The sequence below is a fragment of the Polyangium fumosum genome (genome assembly GCF_005144585.1).
Lineage (GTDB): Bacteria > Myxococcota_A > Polyangia > Polyangiales > Polyangiaceae > Polyangium > Polyangium fumosum.
This window is the reverse complement of record NZ_SSMQ01000065.1, coordinates 1-25,370: the sequence shown is the minus strand read 5'-3', so window position 1 is coordinate 25,370 and position 25,370 is coordinate 1. Positions and strand designations below refer to the sequence as shown.

At 68.5% G+C, this 25,370-nt stretch carries 23 protein-coding genes and 1 pseudogene; 16 read left to right on the top strand and 8 right to left on the bottom strand.

What is annotated here, in order from left to right; all coding sequences use genetic code 11:
- Window positions 1-59: 59 nt before the first annotated feature.
- Window positions 60-524, bottom strand: a complete 465-nt coding sequence (locus tag E8A74_RS40485) for a MerR family transcriptional regulator (RefSeq protein ID WP_136934473.1) — start codon at window positions 522-524, stop codon at window positions 60-62.
- Between the two features lie 316 nt (window positions 525-840).
- Here E8A74_RS40485 and E8A74_RS40480 point away from each other — a divergent pair, with 316 nt between their 5' ends.
- Window positions 841-1,614, top strand: coding sequence for a hypothetical protein (locus E8A74_RS40480; protein ID WP_136934472.1), 774 nt, complete (start codon window positions 841-843; stop codon window positions 1,612-1,614).
- Window positions 1,598-2,776: pseudogene (locus tag E8A74_RS56145) on the top strand (recombinase family protein); the annotation flags it as partial. The gene E8A74_RS40480 and the pseudogene E8A74_RS56145, both read left to right, overlap by 17 nt.
- A gap of 231 nt (window positions 2,777-3,007) precedes the next feature.
- Here E8A74_RS56145 and E8A74_RS40465 read toward each other — a convergent pair.
- Together E8A74_RS40465 and E8A74_RS40460 are read right to left on the bottom strand one after the other, a co-directional pair.
- The gene (locus E8A74_RS40465) at window positions 3,008-3,187 is read right to left on the bottom strand and encodes a hypothetical protein (RefSeq protein ID WP_136934471.1); all 180 of its coding nucleotides are present in this window, start codon (window positions 3,185-3,187) and stop codon (window positions 3,008-3,010) included.
- A gap of 5 nt (window positions 3,188-3,192) precedes the next feature.
- Window positions 3,193-4,023, bottom strand: coding sequence for a magnesium chelatase domain-containing protein (locus E8A74_RS40460; protein ID WP_136934470.1), 831 nt, complete (start codon window positions 4,021-4,023; stop codon window positions 3,193-3,195).
- A gap of 146 nt (window positions 4,024-4,169) precedes the next feature.
- On the opposite strand from E8A74_RS40460, the gene E8A74_RS40455 reads away from it, so the two are divergent.
- The 5 genes from E8A74_RS40455 (at window position 4,170) to E8A74_RS40435 (ending at window position 7,724) form a co-directional block, all read left to right on the top strand.
- Window positions 4,170-4,793 (top strand): hypothetical protein, encoded by a 624-nt coding sequence (locus tag E8A74_RS40455; RefSeq protein ID WP_136934469.1) that lies wholly within the window; start codon window positions 4,170-4,172, stop codon window positions 4,791-4,793.
- A 31-nt stretch (window positions 4,794-4,824) separates the two neighbouring features.
- Complete coding sequence (locus tag E8A74_RS40450) at window positions 4,825-5,892, top strand: hypothetical protein (RefSeq protein WP_136934468.1); 1,068 nt, start codon at window positions 4,825-4,827, stop codon at window positions 5,890-5,892.
- 246 nt (window positions 5,893-6,138) lie between these two features.
- Window positions 6,139-6,699 (top strand): RNA polymerase sigma factor, encoded by a 561-nt coding sequence (locus E8A74_RS40445; RefSeq protein ID WP_170229740.1) that lies wholly within the window; start codon window positions 6,139-6,141, stop codon window positions 6,697-6,699.
- Entirely contained in the window at window positions 6,696-7,247 is a 552-nt protein-coding gene (locus tag E8A74_RS40440; protein WP_136934466.1) for a hypothetical protein, read from the top strand. Before E8A74_RS40445 ends, E8A74_RS40440 begins: the two co-directional genes overlap by 4 nt.
- Window positions 7,248-7,274: 27 nt before the next feature.
- Window positions 7,275-7,724 (top strand): hypothetical protein, encoded by a 450-nt coding sequence (locus E8A74_RS40435; RefSeq protein ID WP_136934465.1) that lies wholly within the window; start codon window positions 7,275-7,277, stop codon window positions 7,722-7,724.
- Here E8A74_RS40435 and E8A74_RS40430 read toward each other — a convergent pair whose 3' ends face one another.
- The gene (locus E8A74_RS40430; RefSeq protein ID WP_136934464.1) at window positions 7,725-9,887 is read right to left on the bottom strand and encodes a hypothetical protein; all 2,163 of its coding nucleotides are present in this window, start codon (window positions 9,885-9,887) and stop codon (window positions 7,725-7,727) included. It lies immediately after the preceding gene.
- A 137-nt stretch (window positions 9,888-10,024) separates the two neighbouring features.
- Here E8A74_RS40430 and E8A74_RS40425 point away from each other — a divergent pair, with 137 nt between their 5' ends.
- Window positions 10,025-10,672, top strand: a complete 648-nt coding sequence (locus tag E8A74_RS40425; RefSeq protein ID WP_136934463.1) for an HAD-IA family hydrolase — start codon at window positions 10,025-10,027, stop codon at window positions 10,670-10,672.
- Between the two features lie 57 nt (window positions 10,673-10,729).
- Here E8A74_RS40425 and E8A74_RS40420 read toward each other — a convergent pair whose 3' ends face one another.
- Together E8A74_RS40420 and E8A74_RS40415 are read right to left on the bottom strand one after the other, a co-directional pair.
- On the bottom strand, window positions 10,730-11,815 hold the full coding sequence (locus E8A74_RS40420; RefSeq protein WP_136934462.1) for a hypothetical protein: 1,086 nt from the start codon (window positions 11,813-11,815) through the stop codon (window positions 10,730-10,732).
- A gap of 110 nt (window positions 11,816-11,925) precedes the next feature.
- Window positions 11,926-13,464, bottom strand: a complete 1,539-nt coding sequence (locus E8A74_RS40415; RefSeq protein WP_136934461.1) for a ferritin-like domain-containing protein — start codon at window positions 13,462-13,464, stop codon at window positions 11,926-11,928.
- 147 nt (window positions 13,465-13,611) lie between these two features.
- Here E8A74_RS40415 and E8A74_RS40410 point away from each other — a divergent pair, with 147 nt between their 5' ends.
- The 8 genes from E8A74_RS40410 to E8A74_RS40375 all read left to right on the top strand — a co-directional run bounded on the left by E8A74_RS40410 (window position 13,612) and on the right by E8A74_RS40375 (window position 23,461).
- The gene (locus E8A74_RS40410) at window positions 13,612-15,174 is read left to right on the top strand and encodes a protein kinase domain-containing protein (protein ID WP_170229739.1); all 1,563 of its coding nucleotides are present in this window, start codon (window positions 13,612-13,614) and stop codon (window positions 15,172-15,174) included.
- Window positions 15,175-15,363: 189 nt separating this feature from the next.
- Window positions 15,364-16,773 (top strand): PEGA domain-containing protein, encoded by a 1,410-nt coding sequence (locus E8A74_RS40405; RefSeq protein ID WP_136934459.1) that lies wholly within the window; start codon window positions 15,364-15,366, stop codon window positions 16,771-16,773.
- A 65-nt stretch (window positions 16,774-16,838) separates the two neighbouring features.
- Window positions 16,839-17,684: a DUF4215 domain-containing protein gene (locus E8A74_RS40400; protein WP_136934458.1), complete on the top strand. Its 846-nt coding sequence runs from the start codon at window positions 16,839-16,841 to the stop codon at window positions 17,682-17,684.
- 130 nt (window positions 17,685-17,814) lie between these two features.
- Window positions 17,815-18,678, top strand: coding sequence for a DUF4215 domain-containing protein (locus tag E8A74_RS40395; RefSeq protein ID WP_136934457.1), 864 nt, complete (start codon window positions 17,815-17,817; stop codon window positions 18,676-18,678).
- A 76-nt stretch (window positions 18,679-18,754) separates the two neighbouring features.
- A complete protein-coding gene (locus E8A74_RS40390) occupies window positions 18,755-19,864 on the top strand; it encodes an isopenicillin N synthase family dioxygenase (protein WP_136934456.1) in 1,110 nt (369 codons plus the stop codon).
- Between the two features lie 65 nt (window positions 19,865-19,929).
- Complete coding sequence (locus tag E8A74_RS40385; protein ID WP_136934455.1) at window positions 19,930-21,324, top strand: M16 family metallopeptidase; 1,395 nt, start codon at window positions 19,930-19,932, stop codon at window positions 21,322-21,324.
- Entirely contained in the window at window positions 21,321-22,877 is a 1,557-nt protein-coding gene (locus E8A74_RS40380) for a M16 family metallopeptidase (protein WP_136934454.1), read from the top strand. The genes E8A74_RS40385 and E8A74_RS40380 overlap by 4 nt, the downstream gene beginning before the upstream one ends.
- Before the next feature lie 215 nt (window positions 22,878-23,092).
- The gene (locus E8A74_RS40375; protein WP_136934453.1) at window positions 23,093-23,461 is read left to right on the top strand and encodes a response regulator; all 369 of its coding nucleotides are present in this window, start codon (window positions 23,093-23,095) and stop codon (window positions 23,459-23,461) included.
- Window positions 23,462-23,536: 75 nt separating this feature from the next.
- Here E8A74_RS40375 and E8A74_RS40370 read toward each other — a convergent pair whose 3' ends face one another.
- Both E8A74_RS40370 and E8A74_RS40365 read right to left on the bottom strand, forming a co-directional pair.
- Complete coding sequence (locus E8A74_RS40370; RefSeq protein ID WP_170229738.1) at window positions 23,537-24,589, bottom strand: formylglycine-generating enzyme family protein; 1,053 nt, start codon at window positions 24,587-24,589, stop codon at window positions 23,537-23,539.
- Between the two features lie 123 nt (window positions 24,590-24,712).
- On the bottom strand, window positions 24,713-25,234 hold the full coding sequence (locus E8A74_RS40365; RefSeq protein WP_136934452.1) for a formylglycine-generating enzyme family protein: 522 nt from the start codon (window positions 25,232-25,234) through the stop codon (window positions 24,713-24,715).
- Window positions 25,235-25,370: the final 136 nt, after the last annotated feature.

Genomic DNA, 25,370 nt, shown 5'->3' with positions numbered 1-25,370 from the left:
TCCTGGACGGCTCCATTCGCGGCCTCGGCAGACCTAGCGGATGGAGCCGTTCTCCTTTTTCAACGATCCTTCTTATTCTTTCGGCTCTGCGGCTCCGTGTTCGCGATGCGCTCGATACCGCGGAGCACACGCTCTGCGGCGGGACCGAGGTCAACGACGTGGCTCACGCACCGCTCGCTCGATCCCGCGGCCGACTTCTTTTTCGTCTTGTCGAACAAGACGACGCCATCACCATCGGTCCAGACGGCCACGTTCACGAGCTCGTGGAGCTCGGGGAACCCGTGGCCCCGCTGCACGTAGCGCAAGAGCCCGACCATCGTCCTCACGCGAATACCCGCCTTCAAGATCTCCCGCGTAAGCCGCAACGCGAGCAGATCTCGGGCCGTGAACCGACGCGGCGAGCCGCGCCCCTGACCTCCGCCGGCGCTGGGCTTGAGGAGCCCGCTGCGAAGAATCTCGTCCAGCTTCTTATAACGCAACCCGGAAACCCGGACCGCGTCGCCTGCCGTATAGGTAATATCCATGGTGTGGGTATTCCATCACGGGGCATCGTAGAAAGGGAACCCCACCCCCTTCTGCAGGTCTTCATGGCACAACAAGGACTTGTGCCGATCGCGCAAGAGCCTTCATTTCAAGCCGAAAGAAGAACGCGCGCCACAAGTAGTCAGCGACAAGAACAACTACTTGTTCTTCTGAATAAGCACGTTCCCAGACAAACCTTCAGCGGGCAGATGTCGTACTCCCGGCTCCCGGAATTCCAAACTCCCGGAGAAGGGCGCCTGGTGCCCTGGCCAAGATGACAAGCTTGTAGTATCCTTGCCGCTTCCCGAGGTGACAGTGATGGAAGAGCAGATTCTGCCGCAGGAAGCCCAGCCCGGCGCGCATGGCGAGCTCGAGCAGTTCGTCGATGGGCCCGACGAGGGGGATGTCTGGCGGCTCGTCGACGACGACTACTACCGCGTAGCTGAAGCCGAGCCCGATGAGGACCCCGAGGACGTCGACCCGGTCAAGTCGGCGCTCCTCTGGCAGTACAGCATTGCGAAGCTCAGCCGACAGACCGTGGGTGTGACGCCCGAGCAGTTCGCGGCGATCCGGCGCCGAACGGCGGCGCGGCGCGCCGAGATGGCTCGGGCAGAGCGGATGAAGGCGCGGAATGACGCTGCCCGCACCGCACGCCCCGAGACCACGACGAGCGCGCGGCCTCGTACGCCCAAGGCGCGCCGCCCCTCGACACGCGTGAACGCGGCGATGGCATCGCCGGAGCCACCGCGACCAGAGCCAGAACCAGACGTTGTTGCGCTCGGACAACCTACGGACCGTCCGCACAATACGTCTGCACTAAGCGCTGGGCGAGAACGCTCCGAGCCCACAACGTCGCCTCGAAAACCCAGCCGCGACGCAAACACGCTCCCTGTCGTACGAGGATCCTTCGTGGTCTCGCTACACCGCTCAACGCCAAAGGAAGGAAACTACGAAGTCACGGCATGTATAAAGCCCGTCGACCAACCCACCCGTGAGCTTGCGACTCGCGGATTTCGGCTCTCAGATGATGTTCTCGACGTCGTAAGCGAGCTACTTGTAGAACTGGTGCACGAAGATGATGACCGCAGCTGAGCTTCAATCTTGGGGAGACGGCCCGGCGCCTGCACGTTGGTGGGCCTTTTACGTGCGTGTCACCAGGGAAGAGAGCGTCACCGTCGACCTCTCCATCCCGAACCAGACGAACCGTGCACGCGAAGTGGCGAGGCAGCGTGGCTGGACGAACTACAAGATCTACATCGAACCGAAGCACGTCTCGGCCGAGCTCTGGGTCGACAAGAGGCCCGCACTCAAGGTGCTTCTCGATGATGTCGCAGCTGGACGCATCGTCGGGATCTGCGCACGCCACACGGATCGACTTTGGAGAACCAACGAGATCCAGGCGCAAGTACTCAGCGCCCTGCGGGCTCGTGGCGTAGAGCTATGGGATTTCTCCCATCAGTACGATTACAAGAGCGCCCACGGGCGCTTCTCGCTGCAGGTTCTCGGTGCCGCCAGTGAACTCGAGGTCAACCTCACGGCTGAACGCATCCGAGAGATGAAGCGTGGCAAGGCCACCAAGGGGAAGACCGGAGGTGGCCCTCCGCCGTTCGGTTACACGTCACAGTCGCGCCGTATCAAGGACCTTGTGGCGGTGGGCCACTCGCCCGATGAGGCGTACAAGGGTGCGTGCCTCGAGTACCCCGTCGGGAAGTGCTGGTACATCGATGAAAAAGAAGCCGAAATCGTTCGTCTCATCTTCGAACTCTACACCGCGCCCCAGTACCGGTACGGCTGCAAGCGGATCTGCAGGCATTTGAACGAGCGCGGCTACAAGACGCGCAACGGCTGTGCCTGGCTCTCGAACTACGTCAACCGCATCATTAACAATCCCGCGTACGCAGGCTTCACGACCTACGACGAAGGGGCGTACGAAGAGCGGCTCCCTTCTCGCCTCCCGCGTTACAAGCAGAAGCTCTACCAGGGCGAGCATCCTCCGCTCATTACGCCCGACACTTGGGAAAAGACGCAGTCCGTCAAGACGTCAGAGAACACCGTCAAGAGGCAGCGGCCGGGGCCGAAGGCGAACGAGACCTTCTCGCTCACGGGCATTCTACATTGTCCAAGCTGCGGCAGTCGCGTCATTGGAAAGTGGACCCATCATTCGACGCGGCGCTACTACATCTGCTCTCGCCGACATACGGGAGGGCCAGATCTCTGCTCCTTCCCGCTCATCAACGCCACCGGCCTACAAGACGGCGTCTGGAGCTGGCTCCACGAAATCCTGTCCTCGCCGGAGTTCGTGATGGAGCACGTGGAGCGGCTCCAGAAGAAGCTCGAAGCAGAGCAACCTGCCGTGCAGCGACGGGTGCCTGCACTCAGGCGCAGGCGCGACGAGCTCAAGGGCGCGATCGCGAAGTACTTCACCCTGTTCGAGTCATCGCAGGATCTTGAGGGAGACGCTGCCCTTCTCGGCCGTGTACGCGAGCTACGCGCCGAACTCCAGGTGGTCGAAGCGGACCTTGCCGAGCTCGAAGCTCAGGCCGCCGCGGCGCCGAGCAAGATCACGGTCGAACGCGTCCGCGAGTACCTCCAAAAGCTCAAGAAGAGGGTCGAGGACCGCCCCCAGTACCAGCGCGCCCTCTTCCAGGAGTTCAAGCGCGCGCACGACTTTCAGGTGCGTGCCATGTCGAACACCGAGTTCACGGTCTCTCTGGCGCTACCGATCCGCGAGATGCTCCCGGCCAACGACGCCGCTCCACCCAGCGAACGGCTTATGACGGTGCTGGCAGGCACGAGAGCACGTCGTGGGTCAGAGGAACCAGAATCCCCCGCGCCCGGCGGGCCCATCATCAGGAGGTTGTGCCCGCCCGCCGCCGCGATCTCCAGCGCGCGCCGCGCCACGTGCTGGCCCCGCACCTCCGCGAGATCCACGGCCGCCTCCGCGTGGTTTGTCGCGAGCGACGGGCGCGGCCCGGCCGACGGGAGGTCGTCTCCGCCCGCGAGGGCCGACACGACATCGCCGAGGTGGTCGGCCACGAGGACGTCGATGCCCGGCACGCTCGCCGCCTCGGCCCCGTTGTGCCGCGGGACCACCGCGCGCCCGAGCCCACGCGCCGCCGCGCCGCGCAGCGCGGGCAAGACCCCACGCACGGGCCGGATCGCGCCGGTCAGCGAGAGCTCGCCGAGGAACGCGAGCCCGCGCAGCGCCTCGCCCGGCACCTTGCCGAGCGCGCCGAGCACCGCCATGGCGATCGCCAGGTCGAACGCGCCGCCGCTCTTGCGCAGATCGGCGGGCGCCAGGTTCACCGTGATCACGTGCTCGTCGAGGGCCACGCCGATCTGCGAGAGCGCCGCGCGCACGCGGACGCGGCTCTCGCGCACGCTCGCCTCGGCGAGCCCGACGAGCTGGAACGACGCCGGCCCGCGGCCGGAGTCCACCTCGACGCGCACGGGAAACGCGTCGAGGCCGACGAGGAGGAAGGTCAGGGCCGTCGCCTGCATGCCCGCCCTTTTTGCGAGCGCCGTGCCGGACCGAGACCTGCGGAAAACCCCGCGGTTTTCGAGCGGCGCGGGGTGGCGGCGCGGATTTCCGCCTGGCGGCCGCCAGGGGTCCCCCCTTCCCCGCGCGCATGGTAGGGTCGTCGCCGATGGGGCGTCGCCTCGTTCGATCCAGGGTCGTGCTCGGGCTCGGCGCGCTCGTGATCGCGGGGTGCGACCGGACCTCCCGCGTCCACGTCGAGGGGCGAATCCGGCTCCCCCGAGCCACCGACGCCGCGCTTGTGGTCCCGCTCGAAGGCGCGAAGAGCGTTTTCCCCGTGGACACGTCGGGCCGGTTCGTCGGGACGTACGGCGCGCGGAGCGTGCCCCCGGACCACATTCCGCTCTTCGTCCACGTGCCCGGGCTGCGCCCGCGCGTGCTCGTGCCCGGCCGTGATTTCCGCATCGAGGAGCAGGACGGCTCGCTTCACGCGGCGATCGATCTCGATCCGGCCCACGCGCGCCCGCCGCGGCCCCTGCCGCTCGCGTGCACGAACGAGTCCTGCACCACGGATTTGCCTGCGGACGCGAAGGGCTGCGCCTCCACGGTCGTCGTGCTCGACGGCACGAAGACCACGCTCGTCGCGCCCGAACACCAGCGCGGGGAGGACGGCGGCACGCACCTCGTGGCGTTTTTCCCGCTGCCGCGGCAACGCGCTCGTTCACTCGTCCTCGTGAGCACGTGCGGCGACGAGGCCTACGTCTCCGAGGTCGCGACCTTCGACGGTCCTTGAGGCGGCTCGTCCGGGCGGTACACTCCGCGTGATGATTCGAAGGCGTTCGTCAGGTACGCTCCTCGTCACCGCCGCGCTCGTCGTTCTCCCCGCCTGCCGCCGCGACGAGAGCGCCGCGCCAGCCGACGCAGGGACCGACGCTTCGCCCGCGGCGACCACCTCCGCGGGCGCGAATCCCGCGTCGTCGCCGCCCGACCTCGCGCCCGCGCCCGAGGGGCCCTCTGATCATTCGCTGCCAGCGACCGAACCCCGACGCTCGGACGTCAAGCGAATCGAAGACGATCCGCGGCTCTCCCTGCATCGTGACGCCGTCCTCTCGCATTTCGGGGAGCACGTGGGGCTCCCGCTCTCGTTGCAGGTGGAGACGCTCCCGGGCGATCGGCAGGCGCTCTTGATCCAGGATTCGTCCCAGCCCGACAAACCTCTCGTGCTGGTCGTCGCGGCGGACGGCACGCGGGCGTGGACGAAGGAAATGCCGCTCGCGGGGGTCGTGCCGGGCGTGCGGGAGATGACCGTCGTGCGGGGCCCGGAGGCGTCGGTCGGCGTGGCCTTTTGCGACGCGGCGGGCGGGCTCGCGGCGCTCCGCGCCTGGACCTCGGAGGGCGGGATCTTCGCCGATTACGAGGTCGTGGAGATCCCCCATTGCGAGGCGATCTCCGCGCTGTACTGGCCCGGGCACGGGCATGTCGTCGTGGCCGCGGGCGAAGGCGAGGCGCGCGCGTCGCGGATCGACGAGCGGGGCATGCGCGCGTGGGGCCGCTCGGGGCTGACGCTCCCGTGGAAGCCGGATCCGGGCGCGGCCGTCGGGATCCTGGTCGATACCGAGGATACGTTTGTCCTCGTCGGCGCGGGCACGGCCGAAGGGCCGCTTTCGCGGCGCGAGGAGGCCGTGTTCGCGATGCGGTACGACGAGCGCGGGAAAGGGCTCTGGCCCGCGCCCATCGCGGTGGGGCGCCCGTCCGGAAAAACGCCGAAGCGCCCCACGGCGCGTGTCGTCGCGCCCGGAAAGATGGAGGTCGAAATGACGGAGGGAGCGGCGCGGCGGAGGCTCGAGCTTTCGTCCGAGGGGACCGTGATCGTCTTGCCCGAGCGGCGCTGAAGGGCCCGTCGGGCCGGGAGCGACGTCGCGACGTTCGAAACGAGGGAACCATCCGCTGCCCTCGTTCGTGGTACGTCCGGACGCATCATTTCGAACGTCGCGACGTCGCGACGTTCGAAATGATGGAACCATCCGCCCCCTCCTGCGTGGTACGCCCGGACGCTCCATTTCGAACGTCGCGACGTCGCGACGTTCGAAATGAGGGAACCATCCGCCGCGCTCGCTCGTGGTAGGCCCGGACGTTTCATGATCAAGCGACAAGCAACACACCGCATCACCGTCGAGCTGCTGGAAGCGGCGGCTCGGGGCGACAGGGTGGCGGGGGGCACGCTCGCGGATTTCATCTACGGGTGGGTCCACAGCGTCCTCCACGCCGGCCCCGACGTCGACGACGCGGCCCAGGAGGCTTTCATGGCGGTCATCGTGGCCATGCGCACGCACCGGTACGACGCGTCCGTCGAGGACAAGCACGCGTGGGTTGTCAAGATCACGGTGCGCAAGGCGATCGACGTGCGTCGGAGGCGGGAGCGGGAGCGCCAGGTGTTCGAGGAGCCGGGCGCGGACGAGGCCACGGACCCGGCGAGCACGGACCCCATCTCGCGCATCGAGCAAAGGCAGCGCGCCGAGCGCGTGAGCGGCGTGGTGAAGGACCTGAACGAGACCGATCGCGCGCTCCTCTTGCTCCGATACCAGGAGGATCTCAGCTACGATGACATCGCGCAGGCGCTCTCCATCCCGCTCGGGACCGTGAAATCACGGCTCTCGCGGCTGATCGAAAAACTCAAGCTGTCCGGGGGCGAGTTATGAAGCGCTCGCAGGCGAGGAAGCGACAAACCCAGGCGCCCGCGCCGAAAACGGGGTTCGCGAAGCTCATCACGCTCTTCGTCCGCCCACGCAACGACGTCCGCGAGGCGGCCAAGAAGCGCACCGAGCCGCACGCGCCGCGCCCGATGCCCGCGCCGTTCGTCCCGCCCGCGCCCCCGCCGAGCGTCGCACCGGAGCCGGAACCGGCCTCCGATCCGATCCTGCGCTCGGTGCTCGCGGCGCTCGCGCCCGACCCCGACGTGCGTGCGCCGGACGCGTTGCGCGAGCAGCTCGTGACCTGGGCCGAGGAGACGTCGGAGCCGTTCCCCGAGGAGCTCGACGGCGTCCTCGAAGCGCTCGCGCCGCGCGCCCCGGCACCCGCGGCCTTGCGGGAACGCCTCATCGCTTGGGCCGCGGAGACGGCCGAGCCCGAGGCGCCCGCGCCGCTCGACGCCGCCGTGGTGGAATCCCCATCGCTCTGGAAGAAGCTCCGCCGCCTGGCCCGCGTCCTCCTGGAGAGGCTGCGTAATGCTTCGCGCGGCGCGCGGTGACGTTCTCCGCTAAGCTCGGGTCGAGCCATGCACCCCGACGGGTATTTCGCGCTCGTCCTCGATCCGGCCTCCGCCGAGACCCTCCGGCGAGGCTTCTGCACGTTACCTCGCCCGATCGCCCACCATTGCACGGTCCGGTACGGCACGAAAAACCCCGCCGATCTGCCGCCTCCGTTCACGGCGAACGACCTCGGCCGCACGTTCACCCTCGCCGTCACGGGCTACGCGCGACGAGACGACGGCGGGATCGAGGCCGTGGTCGTGGGGCTCCTCCTCGACAACGGGAGGCTCCTCGAACATGGTTTTACGGAAAATGCCATTCCGCACGTCACGGTCGCGACGGACGGGATCGTCGAGCCGGCGACGGCGAACGATCTGCTCCGGGCCGGCTTCGAGCGGATCGCCGGGCCCCTGCTCCTCGCGCGGCTCGAACATACGTGGGCGTCGTCGAGCCGGGAGGAGCCCGCGGGCGCGTGATCACCGATGGAGCTTCGCCAGCGCCGTCCGCGCCCGCCCGCGATACCCCTCCGCCTCGGTCCCGAGGCTGGCGATCCGCGTGCGGAGCTCCTTCACGCGGGCTTCTTTCTCGAGGATCTGCGCCGTGAACTTCTCCGCGTCGTTCTTCGCTCGCGTGGCGGCGAGGTAGCCCCGCAGCCGGCCGAGATCCTGGACGAGCTCGTCGAGATCGGCCCTTCGTTTCGGCAAGAGGCTCTCGCGCGCCTCCGCGTCCGTGAGGTGTTTCGCCGCCTCCTCCAGCGAGGCGCGTTGCGCGGCGCTCAATTTCGGCGCGGCCGCGATGGCCCGAAGCCCCCTCGGATTGAGCGCGCTCACGAGCGTCCGCCGGGAGAGCCCTTCGTCGGCCTCGACGCGTCGCACTTTTTTCGATCGCGGCTCGCTCGCGAACACCGCGAGCGGCTTGTTCGACACGACGTCGAAATCGAGCTCGTCCGCGCCGGTCACCGTCGCGTTGCGCACGAAGTCGAGGTTCAAAAACACCGTCCGCGCCCCGCCGCTCCGGTTCTCGACCGTGTAATCGACGCGGGTGTGCCGGATGAAATGCTCGACGAGCTGATCGCCCTGGAGCTCGACGAGCTGCACCTCCTCCGTGACCAGCATGTTGTTCTGTGCGAGCTCGACGTCGATGTCCGTGCCAAACGCGAGGAACCGGCTCTCGCTCGGCTTCAGGCGGTCGATCTGCGCCTCGCCCGCGAAGCCGCCGTCCGCGAAGAACGAAATGGGGCCCGCGGGCAAGGTCTGCTTCGTGTCGTTCTTGATGCGCGCCGCGCTCCGGCCAACGTCGTACACGCTCCCGAACCACACGATCCGCCGCGCGGAAATCGATTGCTGGAGGAACGGCAAGAGCGCCGAGCCGTGCGCCCGGAGGTCGATCGGAAGGGGCATCGAATACCGGAAGAGCGCGCCCGCTTCCATGCCCTCCGCCTCGGCCACCTTCGCGAGATCCCCCACGGAGAGCACCGTGCTCGAATTCGGGTCGATGCCCGTCCCCGTGCCGCTCCCGTGCCCGATCGTGCCGACGCGACCGAGCCCGATCCCCTCCCCGCGCCCGCCCCCGCCCTCGCCGAGGCCCGAGAGCCCGAGCCCGCCGGCGCCGAAGGTATCGCCGATCATCTCGCTCCACATCGCGTCCGCGGTCTGGAGGACGAGCTGCGGGACCGTGGAGAGCGCCTCGGCCGGCGCGACGAGCTCGCGGCGCGTGTAGCGCGGGGCGGCGAGCGGATACAGGAACGAATCGGGGCGGCCATTGACGAGCTCGACCTTGACCTTTTTCCATTCCTCGTCCGTGTCGTTGTGGACGAGCGCCCAGCCCTGCAAAATGCCGCGTTGCTCCTTGTCGCTGAGCACCATCCGGTACGTCGAGCGCCAGACCGGCGCCTCGGCGACATACCCGAGCGTGACGTCGGACGTGCTCTCCGCGAGCACCCGCAAATCGCGCCGCGCCAAGGTGCCTTGCGTCGAGGACACGGACGCGCTCGCGCCGAGCCGCGCCGCGAGCGCAGGATCCGTGGGTTTGACGCCGACCACATCGGACAGGAAAAACTTCCGGATCTCGGCTTCCGTGGTGAGCACGAGCAACGTCGTCTCTTTGCGCGGCACGCAGGGGACGGGCGCGCCCTCGCCCTGCTTTTTCGGGGCCTCGCCCTCGGCGACCGGCACGCACGGGCCCGGCTCGCCGTTCTCGGGATCGAGCACGTCGACGAGCTTGCCTTTCACGGTCTCGCGCGCCGTGCGGAGCTCGATGCCGCCGCCCTTCAGGCTGCGGAGCAGGCTCGCGTGCGTGACGGGGCCCGATCCCTCGGGCAAACCGGCGAGCGCCCGGCCATTCTCCACGCTGATGCTGCTCGCGAACTCGATGCCCGCGACGCTGGTCTTTCCGTCGGTCCCGAGCACGACGAGCGTCTTCAGCGCGTCGTCGAGGTGCGAGACCGGCACGGGCAGCGCGAGGCCGGCGTCGCGGCCGACCCTGCCCGATCGCTCGAAGTAACCGACCCCCGACTCGTAGAGACGCACGGTCTTGAGGGGAAGGGGCGCCTTCGGCGCGGTCTGCGCCAAAGCATGCCCGCTCGTCGCGAGGAGCGCCGTGACAAGAATGGCGGAAAAGTAGCGGGGAGTCGAAAGCATCGAAGGGGCCTCGGGGGGTTGGGCGGTCGGGGCAAGGACACGCCGCGCCTCAGCGAGTTCCCCGAAATCTCCGAAGCTCCTTCCGCCCCGAGGCGCCGCGTGCGCCCGGACGGGAACGTGGTAATGACGCGGCACTCATGCGGCGATACAAGACGGTCCTCTTTGATCTCGACGGCACGCTGATCGACTCGATCCGGCTCATCCTCGACAGTTATCACCACACGTTCGCCGTCCACGGCCTGCCTCCGTGCGAGGACGACGTGCTGCTCCGCGGCGTCGGCACGCCGCTCAAGGCGCAGCTCGCCGGCTTCGCGGACGATCCGGAGGCGGTGCTCGCGATGATCGAGACGTACCGAGCGTACAACCTCGCGCACCACGACGCGTGCGTGCGGCCCTACCCCGGCGCGGTCCCCTGCGTCCGCGCGCTCGCCGAGGCGGGCGTCAAGATCGCCGTCGTGACGAGCAAGAACCGGCACAGCACCCTGCGCGGTCTCGACGTCGCGGGGCTCTCGGATGTGTTTTCGGTCCTCGTCTGCGCCGATGACGTGACGAACCCGAAGCCGCACAAAGAGCCGGTCGATCTCGCCCTCGCGCAGCTCGGAGCCCGGCCCGAGGAGGCGATCTTCGTGGGCGACAGCCTGCACGACATGCACGCCGGGCGCAGCGCCGGGGTCGCGACGGGCGCCGCGTTATGGGGACCGATGTCGCGCGCCCACCTCGCCCCGTCCGAGCCCTCGCACTGGCTGGAAAAACCCGAGGACATCGTCCCGCTGGTCCTCGGCTGAGTCGATTTCTTCGTGCCAAACCCGGACGAGGTTCGTCCGGATGGGCCGGACCCGCGTTCAGGGCTTGCCCCAGAACGCCACGAGATCCGGCAGCGCGGTCGTCGAGAATTGAATGAGGTGCAGCATGTGCGTGTAGGGCCCGGTGCCGCCGTACCCTCGCACGTGGAGCGCGCCGCGGTGCGCCTCGGTGAGCGGATCGAGCGGCTTCATGTACGCGTTCGGGACGACGTGTTTCATCGCCGCAACCTTCGGCAAAGGCTGCCAGACGTTCGTCGGCGTCCGCGAGACGCCCACCGAGGCGAGCACGAAATCGGTGGTGCGGTGCGCGTTGTGATACCCGTACGTCTCGATCTCCGAGTGCACGATCGAGAGCAGGACCTTCCCGTCCACGGCCTTCTTCGCGAAGCGGCGCGTGGGCTCGATCTGGTCGACCTTGAGCGCCTTCGAGTGGGGGTCGTACCCGCAATGAATGGAGTCGATGAGGACGATCGCGTTGATTCGATCGAAAAACTCCTCGTGCTGGAGGATCTTGATGATGCCGCCGTACCCTGAGCTCCAGGCCGAGAGGCCGATGCGCCGGAGGCGGGCATTCTTCAAGCCACGCGCCACCATGACGTCCTGCGCGCGTGACAGGATGAGCCGGAGGCCGGCGGGATCGGCGAACCTGTCCTCGTAGACGCCCGAGCCGACGCCGAGGTTCAGGATGGCCACGACCGCGTTCACGCCCGCGTATCCGTAGTTTTCCTCGACGAGATCCGTATTGCCGTTGAGGTGGAGGACGAGGTCGTACTGGCCGTCCTCCGACGACCACGACGGCGGGAACATCAAGAGCCCACCGGCGAGCGGCGCGCGCCAGGAACGATCAAAATGGGCGTCGGCGCGTTCGCTCGGCTTTGCTTTCGCGGGAGGCAGAGGCGCGGGCGGCGTTTCGGGGGCCCGCACCGCAGGCACGGTCGCGGGAGACACGCTCGCAGGCGGGGGCGCGGGCAGAGGCGGAGGCGCAGGCGGGGAAAGCGGCGCCTCGACCTGCACGGCCGCCGATGCCATGGGCGCCGATCGCGAGCCCAGCGACAAGACCGCGAGCCCCATCACGAGGATCGCGAGGCCGCCGAGGGCCATGGGGGCGCGGGCACGGCGCAGCATGCGGTCAGAGTCCAGCAGACCGGATGTTTCACGCTTGTGTCAAGGGAGAACCGCGCGGCTATGGGGTGTGGACCCGAGCCGCGCGGGGTCACGGGCGCGCGCGGAGGCGCTCAGGCATGGAGGTCGGCCAAGGCGACCGGCGCCGCGGCAGGCGCGAGGAGCGCGTCGGCGCAAGGACGCACGACGTCCCGCAAAGCCTGGCGGCGGAGGGCGCCGATTTGCTTGGAGGACAAAAGGCCGACGTCCTCGGCCACGACGGCGCGCCGGAGGGAAGGCTCGGCGGACGCAGCCTCGATCGCCCGGTCGAACGTGGCGCGGGCGAAGTGGCGCGTGTCCTCGTCGGCCCCGGCGAGCAGGAAGCGCAAGGTGCGCCAGGCGAGCTCGGCGTGGCGTTGCTCGTCCTCGGCGATCCGCGCGTGGACCTCGCGCAGCGCGGGATCACGCACGAGCCCCGCGAGCGCGAGCGCCTCGGCCGCGCCGATCGTCTCGCCCACGCAAGCCTCCTCGATGAGGGAGGCAAGCACGACGCGCGGGTCGGTGTCGAGCGGGACGCCCGTGAGATCGAGCTTCGAGGGGCCGATCGGGCGATCGGCATACCGGCTCGCGAGGGCATACCCGACGCGGGCATGCTCGACCTCGTCGGCGGCAGCGCGTTGCGCGGCGAAGAGCAGCTCGGGCGGCGCGCCGAGGGCCATGAGCTGGAGCGTGAAGCGGGCGAAGCTCGCGACGGACGCGTGTTCGAGCGCGGCGATCTCGGTCCACGCCTCGGCGAGGGCGCTCCGGACGGCCGGATCGAGCGACGCCGTGTCGGGCGTGATTTCAGCGAGGATCCAATCGGCGCGGGCCGAGGTGGGCGCGGTGCGGGCCGCGCCAGCGACGAGCAAGGGGCGGCCGATCGCGCAGTTTTGCGTCTCGCAGTTGAACGTGCCGGCCTCTCCGACCGCGCTATACGGAAGCGTCGCGCAGGCGTAGCCGGCCATGCAATCAGCGTCCACGCGACAAGCGTCCGTGTCCGCGCGGCAGGCGAGGCCGATCTGCTGGAAGCAGCCGTCGTGGAAGGAGGTGATGCCACACTCGCCGCTCGCGCAATCGGCGTCGGTCGCGCATTTCGCGACGGCCGAGCAGCGCGACCAGGCGACGTCATTCTCGACGACGCCCTGACAGACGCAGACCGAATCGGCCCCGCACTCGGCGTCGTTCGCGCACGAGTACACACAGCCGCAGGAGGGCCCGGGGCTTTCGAAGTTCGCGTCGCGGTGGATGCACTTGCCATGGGGCTTGGCCGTGCAGTCGGCGTCCGACGTGCACTCCTTGAACATCTCGGTGCCGTCGCAGGCCGCCGTGTTGATCGTGGGATCACATGCGACGGCCGCGGCGCGGTGGATCGTGCCGTCGTCGCAGCGCACGTAGCCGCTGTCGGAGCCGTCCGGGAGCGGAATGGGTGTCCCGCCGACGCAGCCGGACGAGCCGCCGCCCTGGCTCGAGCTCGTGCTGCTGCTGGAGCTACTGCTGGTGCTCGGATCCCCGCCCGCGCCCCCGGATCCACCGGAGCCGCCGTTCTCCACGGTCGTTCCGCAAGCGATGGCGGAGAGGCCGAGGGCGGCGAAGAGCGAGAGGCGTAACGAAAGAAAAGCAAATCGATCGTGCATGAGGGTTCCTCCTCGTGGCGTGAGGGGCCGATCCTAAGGCGCTCGCCGTCGCAAAGGAAGGCAAGGATGGTGTCGAGATCCGGCGCACGCTCGCGTCGCATCGAAGACTCGCGCGCGGACGCGGCGGGCGCTACCCTCGCGCGCCGTATGCTGAAAGCTTCCGACGTGGTGGCAAACCGCTTCGAGATCGAAGCCGTGCTCGGCGAGGGCGGCATGGGCGTCGTGTATCGGGCCCACGATCTGAAGCTCGATCGGAAGGTCGCTCTGAAGACGCTCGCGGCCGGCGACGAGGAGGCCGCGGCGCGGGCGCTGCGTGAAGCGCGGGCCGTCGCGGCGCTCGATCATCCGAACGCGATCGCCATCTACGACGCAGGCGCGTGGGAAGGGCAGCCGTTCATCGCGATGGAGCTCGTCGAAGGCGAGACGTTGCGCGCCTACGTCGGCGATCCGAGCGTGCCCGTCGGTCGCAAGATCCGCTGGCTCGTCGACGTGGCCCGCGCGCTCGCGGCCGCACACCGGGCGGGCATCGTGCACCGCGACATCAAGCCCGAGAACGTGATGGTCCGGCGCGACGGGCGGGTGAAGGTGCTCGACTTCGGCATTGCGCGGCGCAGCCAGGCGCCCGTGGATCCCGCGGGGCCCACGGCGAAGCCGACCGCGGCGTCACTCGCCACGAAGAGCAGCGTGAGCGGGACGCCGATGTACATGGCGCCCGAGCAGGTGCGCGGGAAGTCCGCGGACGGGCGCACGGATCAGTTCTCGTGGGCCGTGCTCGGCTACGAGCTCTGCGAGGGGACGAGGCCCTGGGACGCGCACGACGCGCTCTCGACCGTGGCGGCGATGATGTCCGAGCCGCCGCGGCCGATGCGGGCCGAGGGCGTGCCCGCGGTGGTGCGAGAGGTCTTCGGCCGCGCGCTCTCGCGTTCGCCGGCGGAGCGGTACGGATCGATGGACGACCTCGTGGAGCTGCTCGAACCGTTCGCGGAGGAGGCGGATTCGAAGGGGCCGAAAGGCGAGCCGCGCGTGGCCCCGCGGCCTTCGTCGGGGCCGATCACGGCGGGGCGTTACTCCACGCAGGAGCTCGGGCAGGCGATCGCGCTCGCGCTCGAGCGCAAGGCGAAGCTGGAGGCGGCGGGGGGCAAGTACGCGTATGCCGATCTCGCCGCGGCCGCGCGGGAGGTGGGCGTCGAGGAGGAGGAACTCCGCGCGGCGCTCGTGGCGCTCAAGCCGGCGCTCGAACCGGCGCCCCCCGCGACGCCTCCGGCCGCCCCGGACCCCGACGGGAAGACCGCGCAGCGGGCCCGTCAGAAGCAGAAGCTCGAGCGGCATGCGGCGATGTGGGGCGTCTTCAGCGTATTCTTTTTCTTGTTCGACATGGTGACGGCAGGAGGGAAATGGTGGTTTGTCCCGGTGCTCGGCTGGGGCGTCGGGCTCGCCGCGCACGCGGTGAAGTATCTGTTCCCGGTCGATCCGACCCCCGAGGAAGAAGCGGAGCTGCGCCTGCGGCAGGAGATCCGGCGGGAGAAGCTCGCCCGAAAGCACGGGGGCGAGCGCATGCGCATCGCGGCCGGGGGAAAACGGATCGAGGAGCTGCCGCGGCCCGAGAAGGACGCGCGGGAGGCAGAAGCGCGCGCAGAGCTCGCGGCGCTCGCCGAGGAAGAGGCGGGCCTCCGGGCAGCGAAGGGCGAGCGGCGACGCAAGGCGCGTTGAATGCGAGAACGATAAGGTGCGACAAACCACCACCGAAATATTCTTCTGCCATGGGACACGTGTGGCGTGTGGCGTGGATTGGCTGGAAGGTGGGACGACCGGGGGTCGGCGCGGACGGAAGCCTGGGGCACGGAATAGGCGTACCTTTTTTCTTGTGAACGGCGCGGGGGTGCGTTCCAATGCCGGCGCATGAAACGACGATGGTTGGCTCCACCGGACGGTAAGATCCGGCGCACAACGAAACAGGGTCGCGCGGCGTGGGCCGCGCTCGGGTTCGCGGCGGCGCTGGCGAGCGTGGCCTCCCCCGCGGCAGCGGACGCGCCGAAGTCGGGCGGGGCATTGCCCGCGAAGCCTGCGGCGCCCGCCGCGCCGCCCCCGGCCGCAAAGGCGCCGGCCACCCCGGCGGCGGCTCCGGCCGCTGCGTCACCGGCAGGCGCGAAAAACCCGGCCGCTGCACCCGTCGCTGCACCGGCCACGCCTCCGGCAGGCGCAAAGGCCCAGGCCGCGCCCCCCGCCGCTCCGCCTCCCGCGCCTCCGGCAGGCGCAAAGGCCCAGGCCGCGCCCCCCGCCGCTCCGCCTCCGGCCTCGCCGCCGGGAGCAAAGGCCCCCGCCGCGCCGGCGGATGCAAAGGCGCAAGCCGCGACGCCCGATCCGAAAAAGGATGCCGCGACGCCGGACGCGAAGGCACAAGCTGGCGCCGATGCAAAGGCGCCCGCTGCGCCCGCCGCCGATCCGGAGAAGGAAGCCGCGAAAAAACTCGAAGAGGGTCTGCGCGCGCAGAAGGCCGGCCAGCACGACAAGGCCCGCGAGGCGCTCGATGCCGCGTTCCGGATCAAGCCAAACGCGGAGATTGCGCTCGCCCTCGCGCGCTCTGAGATGCAGCTCGGAAACCCACGCGACGCGGCGGAGCACCTCTCGTATTTCTTGCGCGAGGGCCAGGCGGCGAAGCCCGAGGATCGTCAGGCGGCCGAGAAGATGTTCGCCGAGGCGAAATCCAAGGTCGGCACGGTGATCGTGAGCGTCGACGTGGACGGCTCCGAGGTGCAGGTCGACGGCAAGCCGGTCGGGACGTCGCCGCTCGGCGGCGCGGTCTTCGTGGAGCCCGGGCCGCGTATCCTCACGGCGCGCAAGGAAGGAATGCCGGAGGCCAAGAAAGAGCTCACGGTCGCAGCCGGCGCCGAGACCACGGTGCCGCTCGCGGTCACGCCCCCGCCGCAGCCCGTGGCCAAACCCCTGCCCCCGCCGCCGCCCCCGGCGCCGGCGCGGAACAAGACGCTGATCCTCGCGGGCGCGGGCATTGCGGGTGGGCTCGCGCTCGTGAGCCTCGGGACGTTCATTGGGTACTCGGTGGTCGAGTCGGGGAGCTTCGACACCTGGGAGTCGAACCAATGCACGCGAGCGAATCAGCAATGCGTGAATGACTTCAAGGATGCGCAGGGGACCAGCACGGCGCTCGGGATCACATCCCTCATCACGCTGATCGGCGCGGGGGTCATCGGCGCGGGTACGGCGGTGTACGCATTGACGGGCCCGAAATCGCAGCCTTCTGCGTCCTTCCACGTGACGCCGGGCGGCGTCGTGGTGAAGGGTAGCTTTTGATCGAGGGCCGGACGCCCCGACGAACGAGAGGTTGGAATCTCCAAATGAATCGGTACGGATCATCGATGACCTTGGCTTTGGCCCTCGGCGCGCTCATGGCGGCGCTCGGGGGCTGTCCCTCCGAAGACCCGCTTCCGCCGGACACGACGGGCGGCGCGGGCAACGGCGGCTCGGGAGGGATGGCGTCGAGCTGCGGCGACGGCGTCCTCGACATGGGCGAGACGTGCGACGACGGGAACAACACGGACGGCGATGGATGCTCCGCCTGCGCGGTGGACGCTTGTTATACGTGTGACGCGAACGCGCCGAGCGCGTGCACGCCGAAAGCTGCGGGCGAGGCGTGTGAGGACACCAAGATCTGCAATGAAGCGGGTCAGTGTGTCGAGTGCATCGACAATTCGCAGTGCGGCACTGGGTACTGCTTCCAGAACGCGTGCGCGGCGTGCGATGATACCGTAAAGAACGGCGACGAGACGGACGTCGATTGTGGTGGCATGCATTGCGGGCTCTGCGAGCAGGGCAAGACGTGCCTCGCGGGCGCGGATTGCACGTCGACGTTCTGCGCGGATGGCGTTTGCTGTAGCGCCGCATGCGATAGCGCGTGCGCCGCATGCAACATCCCCGGGCTCGTCGGCGAGTGCAACTTCATCGACAAGTACAGCGATGATCCGAGCTACGGCATGGGGGAGTCGTGCCTCGCCGCAAATGGGAAAACGTGCTCGGGACTGGGGAATTGCCTCTCAGCTGAGGGTGCGACCTGTGCAAATAACAACGAATGCATCACCACGCGGTGCGGCGATCCCGACGGGGACGGGACGAAGACGTGCGTGAAGCAAAACGGCGAGCCGTGCACCGAGAACGCCGAATGCTTCAGCAACAACTGCATGGATGGCGTTTGCGCCATGTTGTGAAGTAGCCGTGGGGGCTCGACGAGCCCCCCGCGCGCTCCCTTCCCCCAACAAGCTCCCCTTCACATCTTTCGTCTCTCTTCACGCCCGCCTGAAGCTCGGCTAGCGTCCGTCCGGAGGCCTTGAGGTACCGGTGAACGGAGCGTACGCGCGGATCTGCGGATGGTTGGCAACCCTGGCGCTGATCGGGGGCGGCTGTGGTCAGCTCCTCGGGCTAGACGAGTACGTAGGCGTCGACGGGGCCGGCGGTTCGGGCGGGGCCATGTCGGCTTGCGGGGACGGCGTCGTCGATCCGGGCGAGACTTGCGACGATGGGAATGACACTGCCGACGACGGCTGTACGTCGTGCACAGTGGACGCTTGCTACACTTGCCCAGGGACGGTCGGTACGCAAAGCATCTGCGTGGCGAAGAAGGCCGGCGAGTTGTGCGCGGCGGGTCTGTGCGACGGCGCGGGGCAGTGTGTCGAGTGCCTGGTCAACCAGCATTGTAGCATTAATGGGTATTGCTTCGATCATAGCTGCAAAAGCTGTGAGGACGGGCTCAAGAACGGCGACGAGACGGATGCAGATTGCGGCGGCACGCATTGTTCGCCGTGCGCCCAGGGGAAGACCTGCGAGACAAAAACTGACTGTGCGACGACGTTTTGCGTGGATGGCGTCTGCTGCGGGGAACCGTGCGACGGAGCGTGCTTGACGTGCATCTCTCCGGGGTTCATCGGCGAGTGCAGCGCCGTCGACAAGTACGGCGAGGACCCCAGCTATGGCGCGGGCGAGGCGTGCCTCGCCTCCGAGGGTGAGGCATGCATAGGCAACGGAGGAAATTGCCTCAAAGCCTTCGGTCAACCATGCGCAACCAACATCGAGTGCTCGACGACCCGCTGCGCCGACCCCGATATGAACGGATCAAAAACCTGCGTGAAGCTCGTCGGCGAACCCTGTGCTCTGCCCGCCGATTGTTACACGAACATCTGCACGAACAGCCTCTGCGCAATGTGACGGCCCTCGGCCCGTGTTCGCCCGAACCAAACACCCCCGTTGCGCCCCCTCCCCCACCCATGGTAGTCCCCGCGCCATGACCGGCACGCTCCACGACGATATCCCCATTCTCGATCTCCAGGACGTCGGCTCCGGCGACGTCGAGCGCGAAACACGGGCCGCCGCTGCGATCGAGCGTGGGCTCGGCCGGTACGGGCTCGTGTACGTGAAAAACCACGGCATCGACCCCGCTGCGCTCGATGCGTTCTACGCCGAGTTCCTCGCGCTCACCGCGCTCCCCGAGGCCGAGAAGCGACGCTGGGCCCGCGCCGACCTCTGGTTCCAGCGCGGATACACCCCGCCGAACACCGAAAAGGCCGTCGTCGCCGGGGGTCAGCCGGATTTCAAGGAGTGCTGGTTTGCCGCGCCCATCGACGTCGATCCCGTCGCGGCCGAGCTCTACCCCGAGATCCATCCGCCGAACGTCTGGCCCGAGGACCGGCCGCGCTTCCGCACGTTTTACGAGGCGATCGGGCTTGCCCTGCACGAGGCCGGCCTCGCGCTCCTCCGCGCGTGCGCCGACGCGCTCGCCTTGCCGCGCGAGACCTTCGTGGACGTGACCCGCGGCGCCCCTCACGTCACGCGCGCTCTCAAGTATCTGCCGCTCGACGCGCAGCAATGCGAGAGCGGCGTGCTCTGGGGTGAGGAGCATACCGATTTCAACTTGCTCACGCTCCTGCCGGGCGGCTGGTTCCTCGACCGGGATCAAAATCGCTGCGCGCGTCCCGACGACCGGAGCGGGCTCTTTTTGCGCACGCGCGGCACGGAGGGTCGTCCCGGTGGTGCGCTCGTGCCGGGCACCGCGCCGCCGGGCTGCATCGTGGCCCAGGTGGGCCAGCAGCTCGAGATCCTGACCGGGGGGCGCCTGCTCGCGACGCCCCACGTGATCACCGCGCCGAAAACCCCAGGGTATGCGCGCACCTCGATGGCCCATTTCGTTCACGTGCACACCGATACGCGCCTCTTCCCGTTGCCGCCGTTCCAAACGCGGGAGACGATGACGGCCTATCGGCCGCCGGTCCTGGCGGGCACGTATGATATCAAGACGCTGGTCGACATCGGCCTCGCGCCGCCCGAGGTCCTCTCGAAGCTCGGCTATCGCCATTACGACAGGCTCGCCAGCGTGCGCGCGGGCGAGCCTCGCTGAACGGGCCCCGCGCGAAAGGCCGCGCGTTGAGTCCCGAGGGCCCGCGTGGTAAGAAACGCGGGCCCATGCGCCTCCCCTCCCCGCGCTCGTCGTTCGTCGCGCTCGCGCTCGCGCTCGCGCTCCTCGCCGCGCCCGCGCCCGCGCTCGCAGCTCCTCCGAAGGCCGATCCGCCCCCGGCGCTGCGCCTCGCGATCCAGCGCGCCACGCTCGACAACGGCCTGCGGGTCGTGATGAACGTGGATCACGCCTCGAACGCAGTGGCCCTCGCCGTCACCTACGACGTCGGCGCGCGGGACGAGGCGCCTGGCGAGGGTGGGTTCGTCCGGCTCTTCGAGCACCTCCTGTTCGGCGCAACAAAACACCTCGCGGCGGGCGAATTCGAATCCCTCGTCGCCGCGCGCGGCGGGTTCGTCACGGCGAAGAGCACGGTCGATCGGGCGGCGTATTCGATGATCGTGCCCGAAAACGAGCTCGCGCTCGGCCTCTGGCTCGAAGCCCAGCGCATGCGGGGCGTCGACCTCCAGCAAGCGGCGATCGACGCCGACGGCAAGGCCCTCGCCATCGTGGATCACGTGCCCTACGGAAAAACGGTCGTCCGGCTCCGCGCGCTCGCGTTCGAGGGATGTCCGGCGTATGCGCACGGGACGTCGGGCGCGGATCTCGCGCGTGCGGATCTCGCCGCGGTCCGCGCCTTCCACGCGGCGCATTTCGGTCCGAACACAGCCGTGCTCGGGATCTCGGGCGATTTTGATCCCGACATGGCCATGTCCCTCGTGCACCGCCATTTCGACGACATTGCACGTATCCAGGCCAAACCCTTCGCCGAGCCCGCCGTGCCCGAGCAGACGGCAGAGCGGCGTGAGGTCGTCGAGGACGCGCTCGCCCGCGCGACGGCGCTCTCGTATGGATTCGTGATGCCCAAGCTCGGGACACGCGAGCACGACGCGCTCCGTTTCGCGCAGGTGATCCTCGGCGACGGCGAGGGCTCGCGGCTCGTCGCGCGCCTCGTGCGCGCGGATGCGCTCGCGATGGAGGCGCGGGCCGAGGTCGATGCGCGGTTCGGCCGCGGGCCGGGGCTCTTCCGCGTCGAGGTGCGGCTCGCGCAGAATGCGGCCGTTCCGGAGGTGGAGAAGCGGGTCGACGCGGCGCTGAAGGAGCTCGCCGACGCGCCCCCCACGGAGGCGGAGACGATCCGGGCGCGAAAGAGGCTCGAAGCGGCGTTCGTCCTCGGCCTCGCGTCGAATCGGAATCGCGCCGTGGAGCTCGGCAAGCACGAGCTCTGGAATGGCGACGCGCGGGCGATCGGACGCGAGCTCGAGCGGCTCGCCACCGTGACGCCGTCGGACGTGCAAAAGGCCGCGGTACAGTATCTCACGACGAAACGTCGAACCGTGATCGAGACGCGGCCGAAGCCGGCCTCTGCGGGCAACGTCGCGGCTGTGGCGGAGGGGTCGCGATGATGCGGCGCGCGTGGGCCCTCGGGCTTTTCGCTTTCCTCGTCGCGGGTTGTCCCGGCCAAACCGTCGCGCCCCCGCCGCTGCACACACCTCCGCCCGCGAAGACGGCCGACGCGAAGCCGCAGGAGCCACAAGCCGCCCCGGACCCGAAAGAGCCGCCGCCCGATTCCGCGCCGCCGAGGCCGTTTTCCACGCCGAAGACGACCTGGATCGAGCTGAAAAATGGCCTGCGTGTCGTGAGCGTGCTCGATCGCGCGGTGCCCGTGGTGCACCTGCGGATCGCCGTGCTCGCGGGCACCGCGGTGGATGGGGAACGGACGGGCCTCGCGGCGGTCTGCGCGCGGGCCGTGGCTTCGTCGGGGGCGGGGTCGCTCGATGCGATCGAGCTGCAAAAACGCATCGAGGGGCTCGGGGCGAGTTTGTCGGTGGACCTGAATGCGGATCGGGTGGTGTACGGCATTTCGGTGCCCGGGCCCCGCCTCGCCGAGGCGGCCGAGGTGCTCGCGTCGGTCCTCGGCCGCCCACGCCTCGATCCGAAAGAGGTCGAGCGTGTGCAGGGCGCGCTCGCCGAACGCGCCGCGGGGAAAGCACGCAGCGACGGCGCCTGGGGCGCTTTGATGATGCTGCACCGCGACCTCTTCGCGCTCCCGAGCGAGCACCATCCGTATGCCTCGTTCGACGCGACGGCCGAGGAGCTCGGGCAGATCAAGCCCGCCGATTGCAAGGCGTACCATCGCCGGTATTTCGTCCCGAAAAACATGATCGCGGCGATCACCGGCGACGTGCCCGCGGACGAGGTCCGCAAGGTCGCCGAAAAACACCTCAGCGGGCTCTCCGGGAAGGCGGCGCCCGCCCTCTCCTTCACGGACCCGATGCCCCCGGAGTCGACGAAGATCACGCTCGTCGACAGGCCTGGCAGCACGCAAAGCGAGATGGTCGTGGGGTCGCTCGGGCCGAAGGAGTCGGAGCCGACCCACGCGGGGTTCGTCACTGCGGCCGAGGTCCTCGGCGGCGCGGCCACGGGCAGGCTCGCTTTGGATTTGCGCGACAACCGAGGGCTCGCCTCGAACGTCTTCGCGGAGATCGTGCCGTTCGCGAACGGGCCGTCGGCGTTTTACGTGTACACGAAAACGAACCACGAGAGCACCGGCGAGGCCCTCACAGCGGTGCTCGCAGAGCTTCGCGCCCTCACCCAGGAGGCGCCGAGTCCACGCGAAATGGAAACCGCCGCGCGTTTCCTCGGCAGCATCCGCGCGGTGAGCACGAGTCGGCCCGGGGCGCGCGCCGACGAGCTTTGCGACCTCGGATCCCGCGGGTTGCCCGACGAGGCCCTCGACGAGCGTATCGCCACGATCCGCGCCATGGCCCCCGAGGCCGCGGCGAAGGCCTTTGCCGAGCACGTGCGTTCCGGCCACGCCGTCGTCGTGGTCTCGGGCGACGCCACGACCGTGGGCCCGATCTTGCAAAGGTTCGGCGAGGTGAAGGTCGTGGATCCGATGCGCCGCTTCGCCCGAACCCGCACGTTGCCCGCCGCCGCGGCCCCCGCCCGGCCCTGAAGATCCCGCGCCCTGGATCGCGAAGACGAAAACCGGAAGGTGGCCCCGGATTTCAGGGGTGAAATGCGTCCGTCCGCATGGGGGCCTGGTCAGCCCGGTGACCCCCCGGGAAATGCCTGAGATCTGCCCCCTCGTGGGGCGGCGGGGATCTTGGCCCGGCCCTTGCTACTACGTCCCTCGTTCCTTTTTTGAGCCCCACGGGAGGGAGGTGAGACATGCCCAGCGTGCTCATCGTGGACAGCGAAAGTACACAGCGCCGTTCTCTTTCGCTGGCTTTGCGCCTCGAAGGTTACCGGGTCGCCCTCGCGACGTCTGCCCAGGAGGTCAAAGACCACCTCGACGACAAGCAAGGATACGACGTGGTGATGGTCGATCTCATGATCCCGGAGCTCAACGGCCTGGACCTGGCCCGGGAGATCCGCCACGGCTTCCCGCGGGCCCGCATCATTCTCACGAGCGCGTATCCGCTCTCGCAACGCCAGCTCGAACGGACGGAGTGCGGCGCGATCGGGTTCGTCCCGAAGCCCTACGAGCTCGACGAGGTCTCCCGCTACCTGCGCTCGAAGATCACGGCCGCGGCCTGAAGGTTCACGGAACAAGGGAAACCTCGGTGGAGCGCCCCCATTCGCTCCTCCGAGGCTTCCCTTGATCCTTTCGAATCAGGGCATGCCGAGGTTGTTTGGATCGGCGCAGCAGCGGAAGCCGACGTTCTTGTTGAAGGAGTCGCGCCGACGATCGATCGAGGGGGACTTGCAGGACAAGAAGCCCTCCTGGTCCCAGAACGAGCCGCCCCGATCCCGGCACTGATCGTCCTTGGGATCGTTGGGATTCCCAATGGACCGGCAGGAATCCTCCCACTCCCAAACGTTGCCGGACATATCGAAAAGGCCCGCGAAGCCGCTCCCGCCCTTGCAGTTCGTGGCGGTCTTGACCGGCTCGGCATGGCCGTTGCCGGCGTTCAGCATGTTGTCGAAGGGATCGTCGACGCACCTTTTCTGTTGGTAGCCATCGCCGTACGGATAGTTCCTCTCCCCTTTGTTGGAGCAGGCGTACGTCCACTCGCTCTTCGTGGAATCGTCGAACTCGTTATAGCCGAGCGGTTGGTCCCCGAACGCGCCGCAAAGACGCTTGCCCACACCCGCGCAGAAGGCACGCGCGTCGCACCAATCGACACAAGCTACCGGATGGTTCGGCTTCGTGATGGGATCGTAATGGGAGCCGTTGCAGTTATTGCCGCTCGAACGCGGGACGTACGAGTCTTTCCAGCCGCACACGGGATCTTGCGTGTTCGGCACCGGCAGCGTGGCGAGCCACAAGGAATACTGCAGGCTCGTGACCTCGGTCGCGTCGATGCAGTAGGGCCCCTCGGGCCCTTCGACGAGCACCATGGGCGTGCTGCCCACGGGGCACGTCGGCCCGCCCCCGCCCACACCTCCCTGGCCACCCATTCCACCCATTCCACCTGCTCCACCTGCGCCGCCCATCCCGCCCATTCCACCTGCTCCGCCGACGCCGCCCATCCCGCCCGCGCCGCCCATCCCGCCGGTGCCGCCCGCACCCGCGCTCCCGGTGGTCGAACTCGCGTCTCCGCCCGCGCCGTTGCCCGCTTGTCCGCCGCCCCCGGTAATGGGGATCGCTCCATTGGTATCGAACGAACAGCCGAGGATGGGAAGGAAGAGCACGCCAAACAGGACGAGAGAGGTGCGGTGCATGGGATATGCTTTTACCACGGAGCAACGGTGCATAGAAGTGGGCGGAATGGAAGGTTCGGAGGTTCGAACGGTGGTGTAAAATTGAAGATGGGCAGCGAGTTGTAGGCCGTAACCCACGCCGGTTCAGGGGGAGCCGAGAACAGCGGGAACGGCGCAGCAGCGGAAGCCGGTGTTCTTGTTGAAGTGATCTCTCCTGCGGTCCACCGACGGGGATGTACAGGATAGGAAGTTTTCATGATCCCAGAACGAGCCGCCCCGATCCCGGCACTGATCGTCCTTGGGATCGGCGCCGTTGCCGGCGGGGCGGCAAGAGTCCTCCCACTCCCAAACGTTGCCGGACATGTCGAAGATGCCTGAGAAACCGGCATTGACCTTGCAGTTCGTGGCGGTCTTGACAGGCTCGGCATTGCCGTTGCCGGCGTTCAGGGTGCCGTCGAAGGGATCGTCGACGCACCTGGCCGGTTGGTAGTCATCGCCATACGGATAGATCCTCTCTCCTTTGTTGGAGCAGGCGTACGTCCACTCGCTCTTCGTGGGATCGTTGAACTCGTCATAGCCGAGCGGCTCGGCCCCGAACGCGCCGCAAAGGCGCTTGCCCACGCCCGCGCAGAAGGCGCGCGCGTCGCACCAGTCGACGCAAGCCACCGGATGATTGTATCACCTCGCCCACCCCCGTCCTGACGCCCCGTGTCCCTCGTGCCCAGGCTCCCCGCCGGAAGGAGCCTCAACATGTGTACGGAACAACAAGCGGCAGCCATTCGTGCGGAGGTCTCGCGTATCG

What these genes read in the sequence shown, in the direction of transcription:
- E8A74_RS40410 (WP_170229739.1), top strand. Translation starts at nt 13,612, where the DNA reads ATGCTGAAAGCTTCCGACGTGGTGGCAAACCGCTTCGAGATCGAAGCC.
- E8A74_RS40435 (WP_136934465.1), top strand. Translation starts at nt 7,275, where the DNA reads ATGCACCCCGACGGGTATTTCGCGCTCGTCCTCGATCCGGCCTCCGCC.
- E8A74_RS40455 (WP_136934469.1), top strand. Translation starts at nt 4,170, where the DNA reads ATGGGGCGTCGCCTCGTTCGATCCAGGGTCGTGCTCGGGCTCGGCGCG.
- E8A74_RS40375 (WP_136934453.1), top strand. Translation starts at nt 23,093, where the DNA reads ATGCCCAGCGTGCTCATCGTGGACAGCGAAAGTACACAGCGCCGTTCT.
- E8A74_RS40405 (WP_136934459.1), top strand. Translation starts at nt 15,364, where the DNA reads ATGAAACGACGATGGTTGGCTCCACCGGACGGTAAGATCCGGCGCACA.
- E8A74_RS40420 (WP_136934462.1), bottom strand. Translation starts at nt 11,815, where the DNA reads ATGCTGCGCCGTGCCCGCGCCCCCATGGCCCTCGGCGGCCTCGCGATC.
- E8A74_RS40390 (WP_136934456.1), top strand. Translation starts at nt 18,755, where the DNA reads ATGACCGGCACGCTCCACGACGATATCCCCATTCTCGATCTCCAGGAC.
- E8A74_RS40430 (WP_136934464.1), bottom strand. Translation starts at nt 9,887, where the DNA reads ATGCTTTCGACTCCCCGCTACTTTTCCGCCATTCTTGTCACGGCGCTC.
- E8A74_RS40485 (WP_136934473.1), bottom strand. Translation starts at nt 524, where the DNA reads ATGGATATTACCTATACGGCAGGCGACGCGGTCCGGGTTTCCGGGTTG.
- E8A74_RS40370 (WP_170229738.1), bottom strand. Translation starts at nt 24,589, where the DNA reads ATGCACCGCACCTCTCTCGTCCTGTTTGGCGTGCTCTTCCTTCCCATC.
- E8A74_RS40425 (WP_136934463.1), top strand. Translation starts at nt 10,025, where the DNA reads ATGCGGCGATACAAGACGGTCCTCTTTGATCTCGACGGCACGCTGATC.
- E8A74_RS40440 (WP_136934466.1), top strand. Translation starts at nt 6,696, where the DNA reads ATGAAGCGCTCGCAGGCGAGGAAGCGACAAACCCAGGCGCCCGCGCCG.
- E8A74_RS40415 (WP_136934461.1), bottom strand. Translation starts at nt 13,464, where the DNA reads ATGCACGATCGATTTGCTTTTCTTTCGTTACGCCTCTCGCTCTTCGCC.
- E8A74_RS40400 (WP_136934458.1), top strand. Translation starts at nt 16,839, where the DNA reads ATGACCTTGGCTTTGGCCCTCGGCGCGCTCATGGCGGCGCTCGGGGGC.
- E8A74_RS40450 (WP_136934468.1), top strand. Translation starts at nt 4,825, where the DNA reads ATGATTCGAAGGCGTTCGTCAGGTACGCTCCTCGTCACCGCCGCGCTC.
- E8A74_RS40380 (WP_136934454.1), top strand. Translation starts at nt 21,321, where the DNA reads ATGATGCGGCGCGCGTGGGCCCTCGGGCTTTTCGCTTTCCTCGTCGCG.
- E8A74_RS40385 (WP_136934455.1), top strand. Translation starts at nt 19,930, where the DNA reads ATGCGCCTCCCCTCCCCGCGCTCGTCGTTCGTCGCGCTCGCGCTCGCG.
- E8A74_RS40460 (WP_136934470.1), bottom strand. Translation starts at nt 4,023, where the DNA reads ATGCAGGCGACGGCCCTGACCTTCCTCCTCGTCGGCCTCGACGCGTTT.
- E8A74_RS40480 (WP_136934472.1), top strand. Translation starts at nt 841, where the DNA reads ATGGAAGAGCAGATTCTGCCGCAGGAAGCCCAGCCCGGCGCGCATGGC.
- E8A74_RS40445 (WP_170229740.1), top strand. Translation starts at nt 6,139, where the DNA reads ATGATCAAGCGACAAGCAACACACCGCATCACCGTCGAGCTGCTGGAA.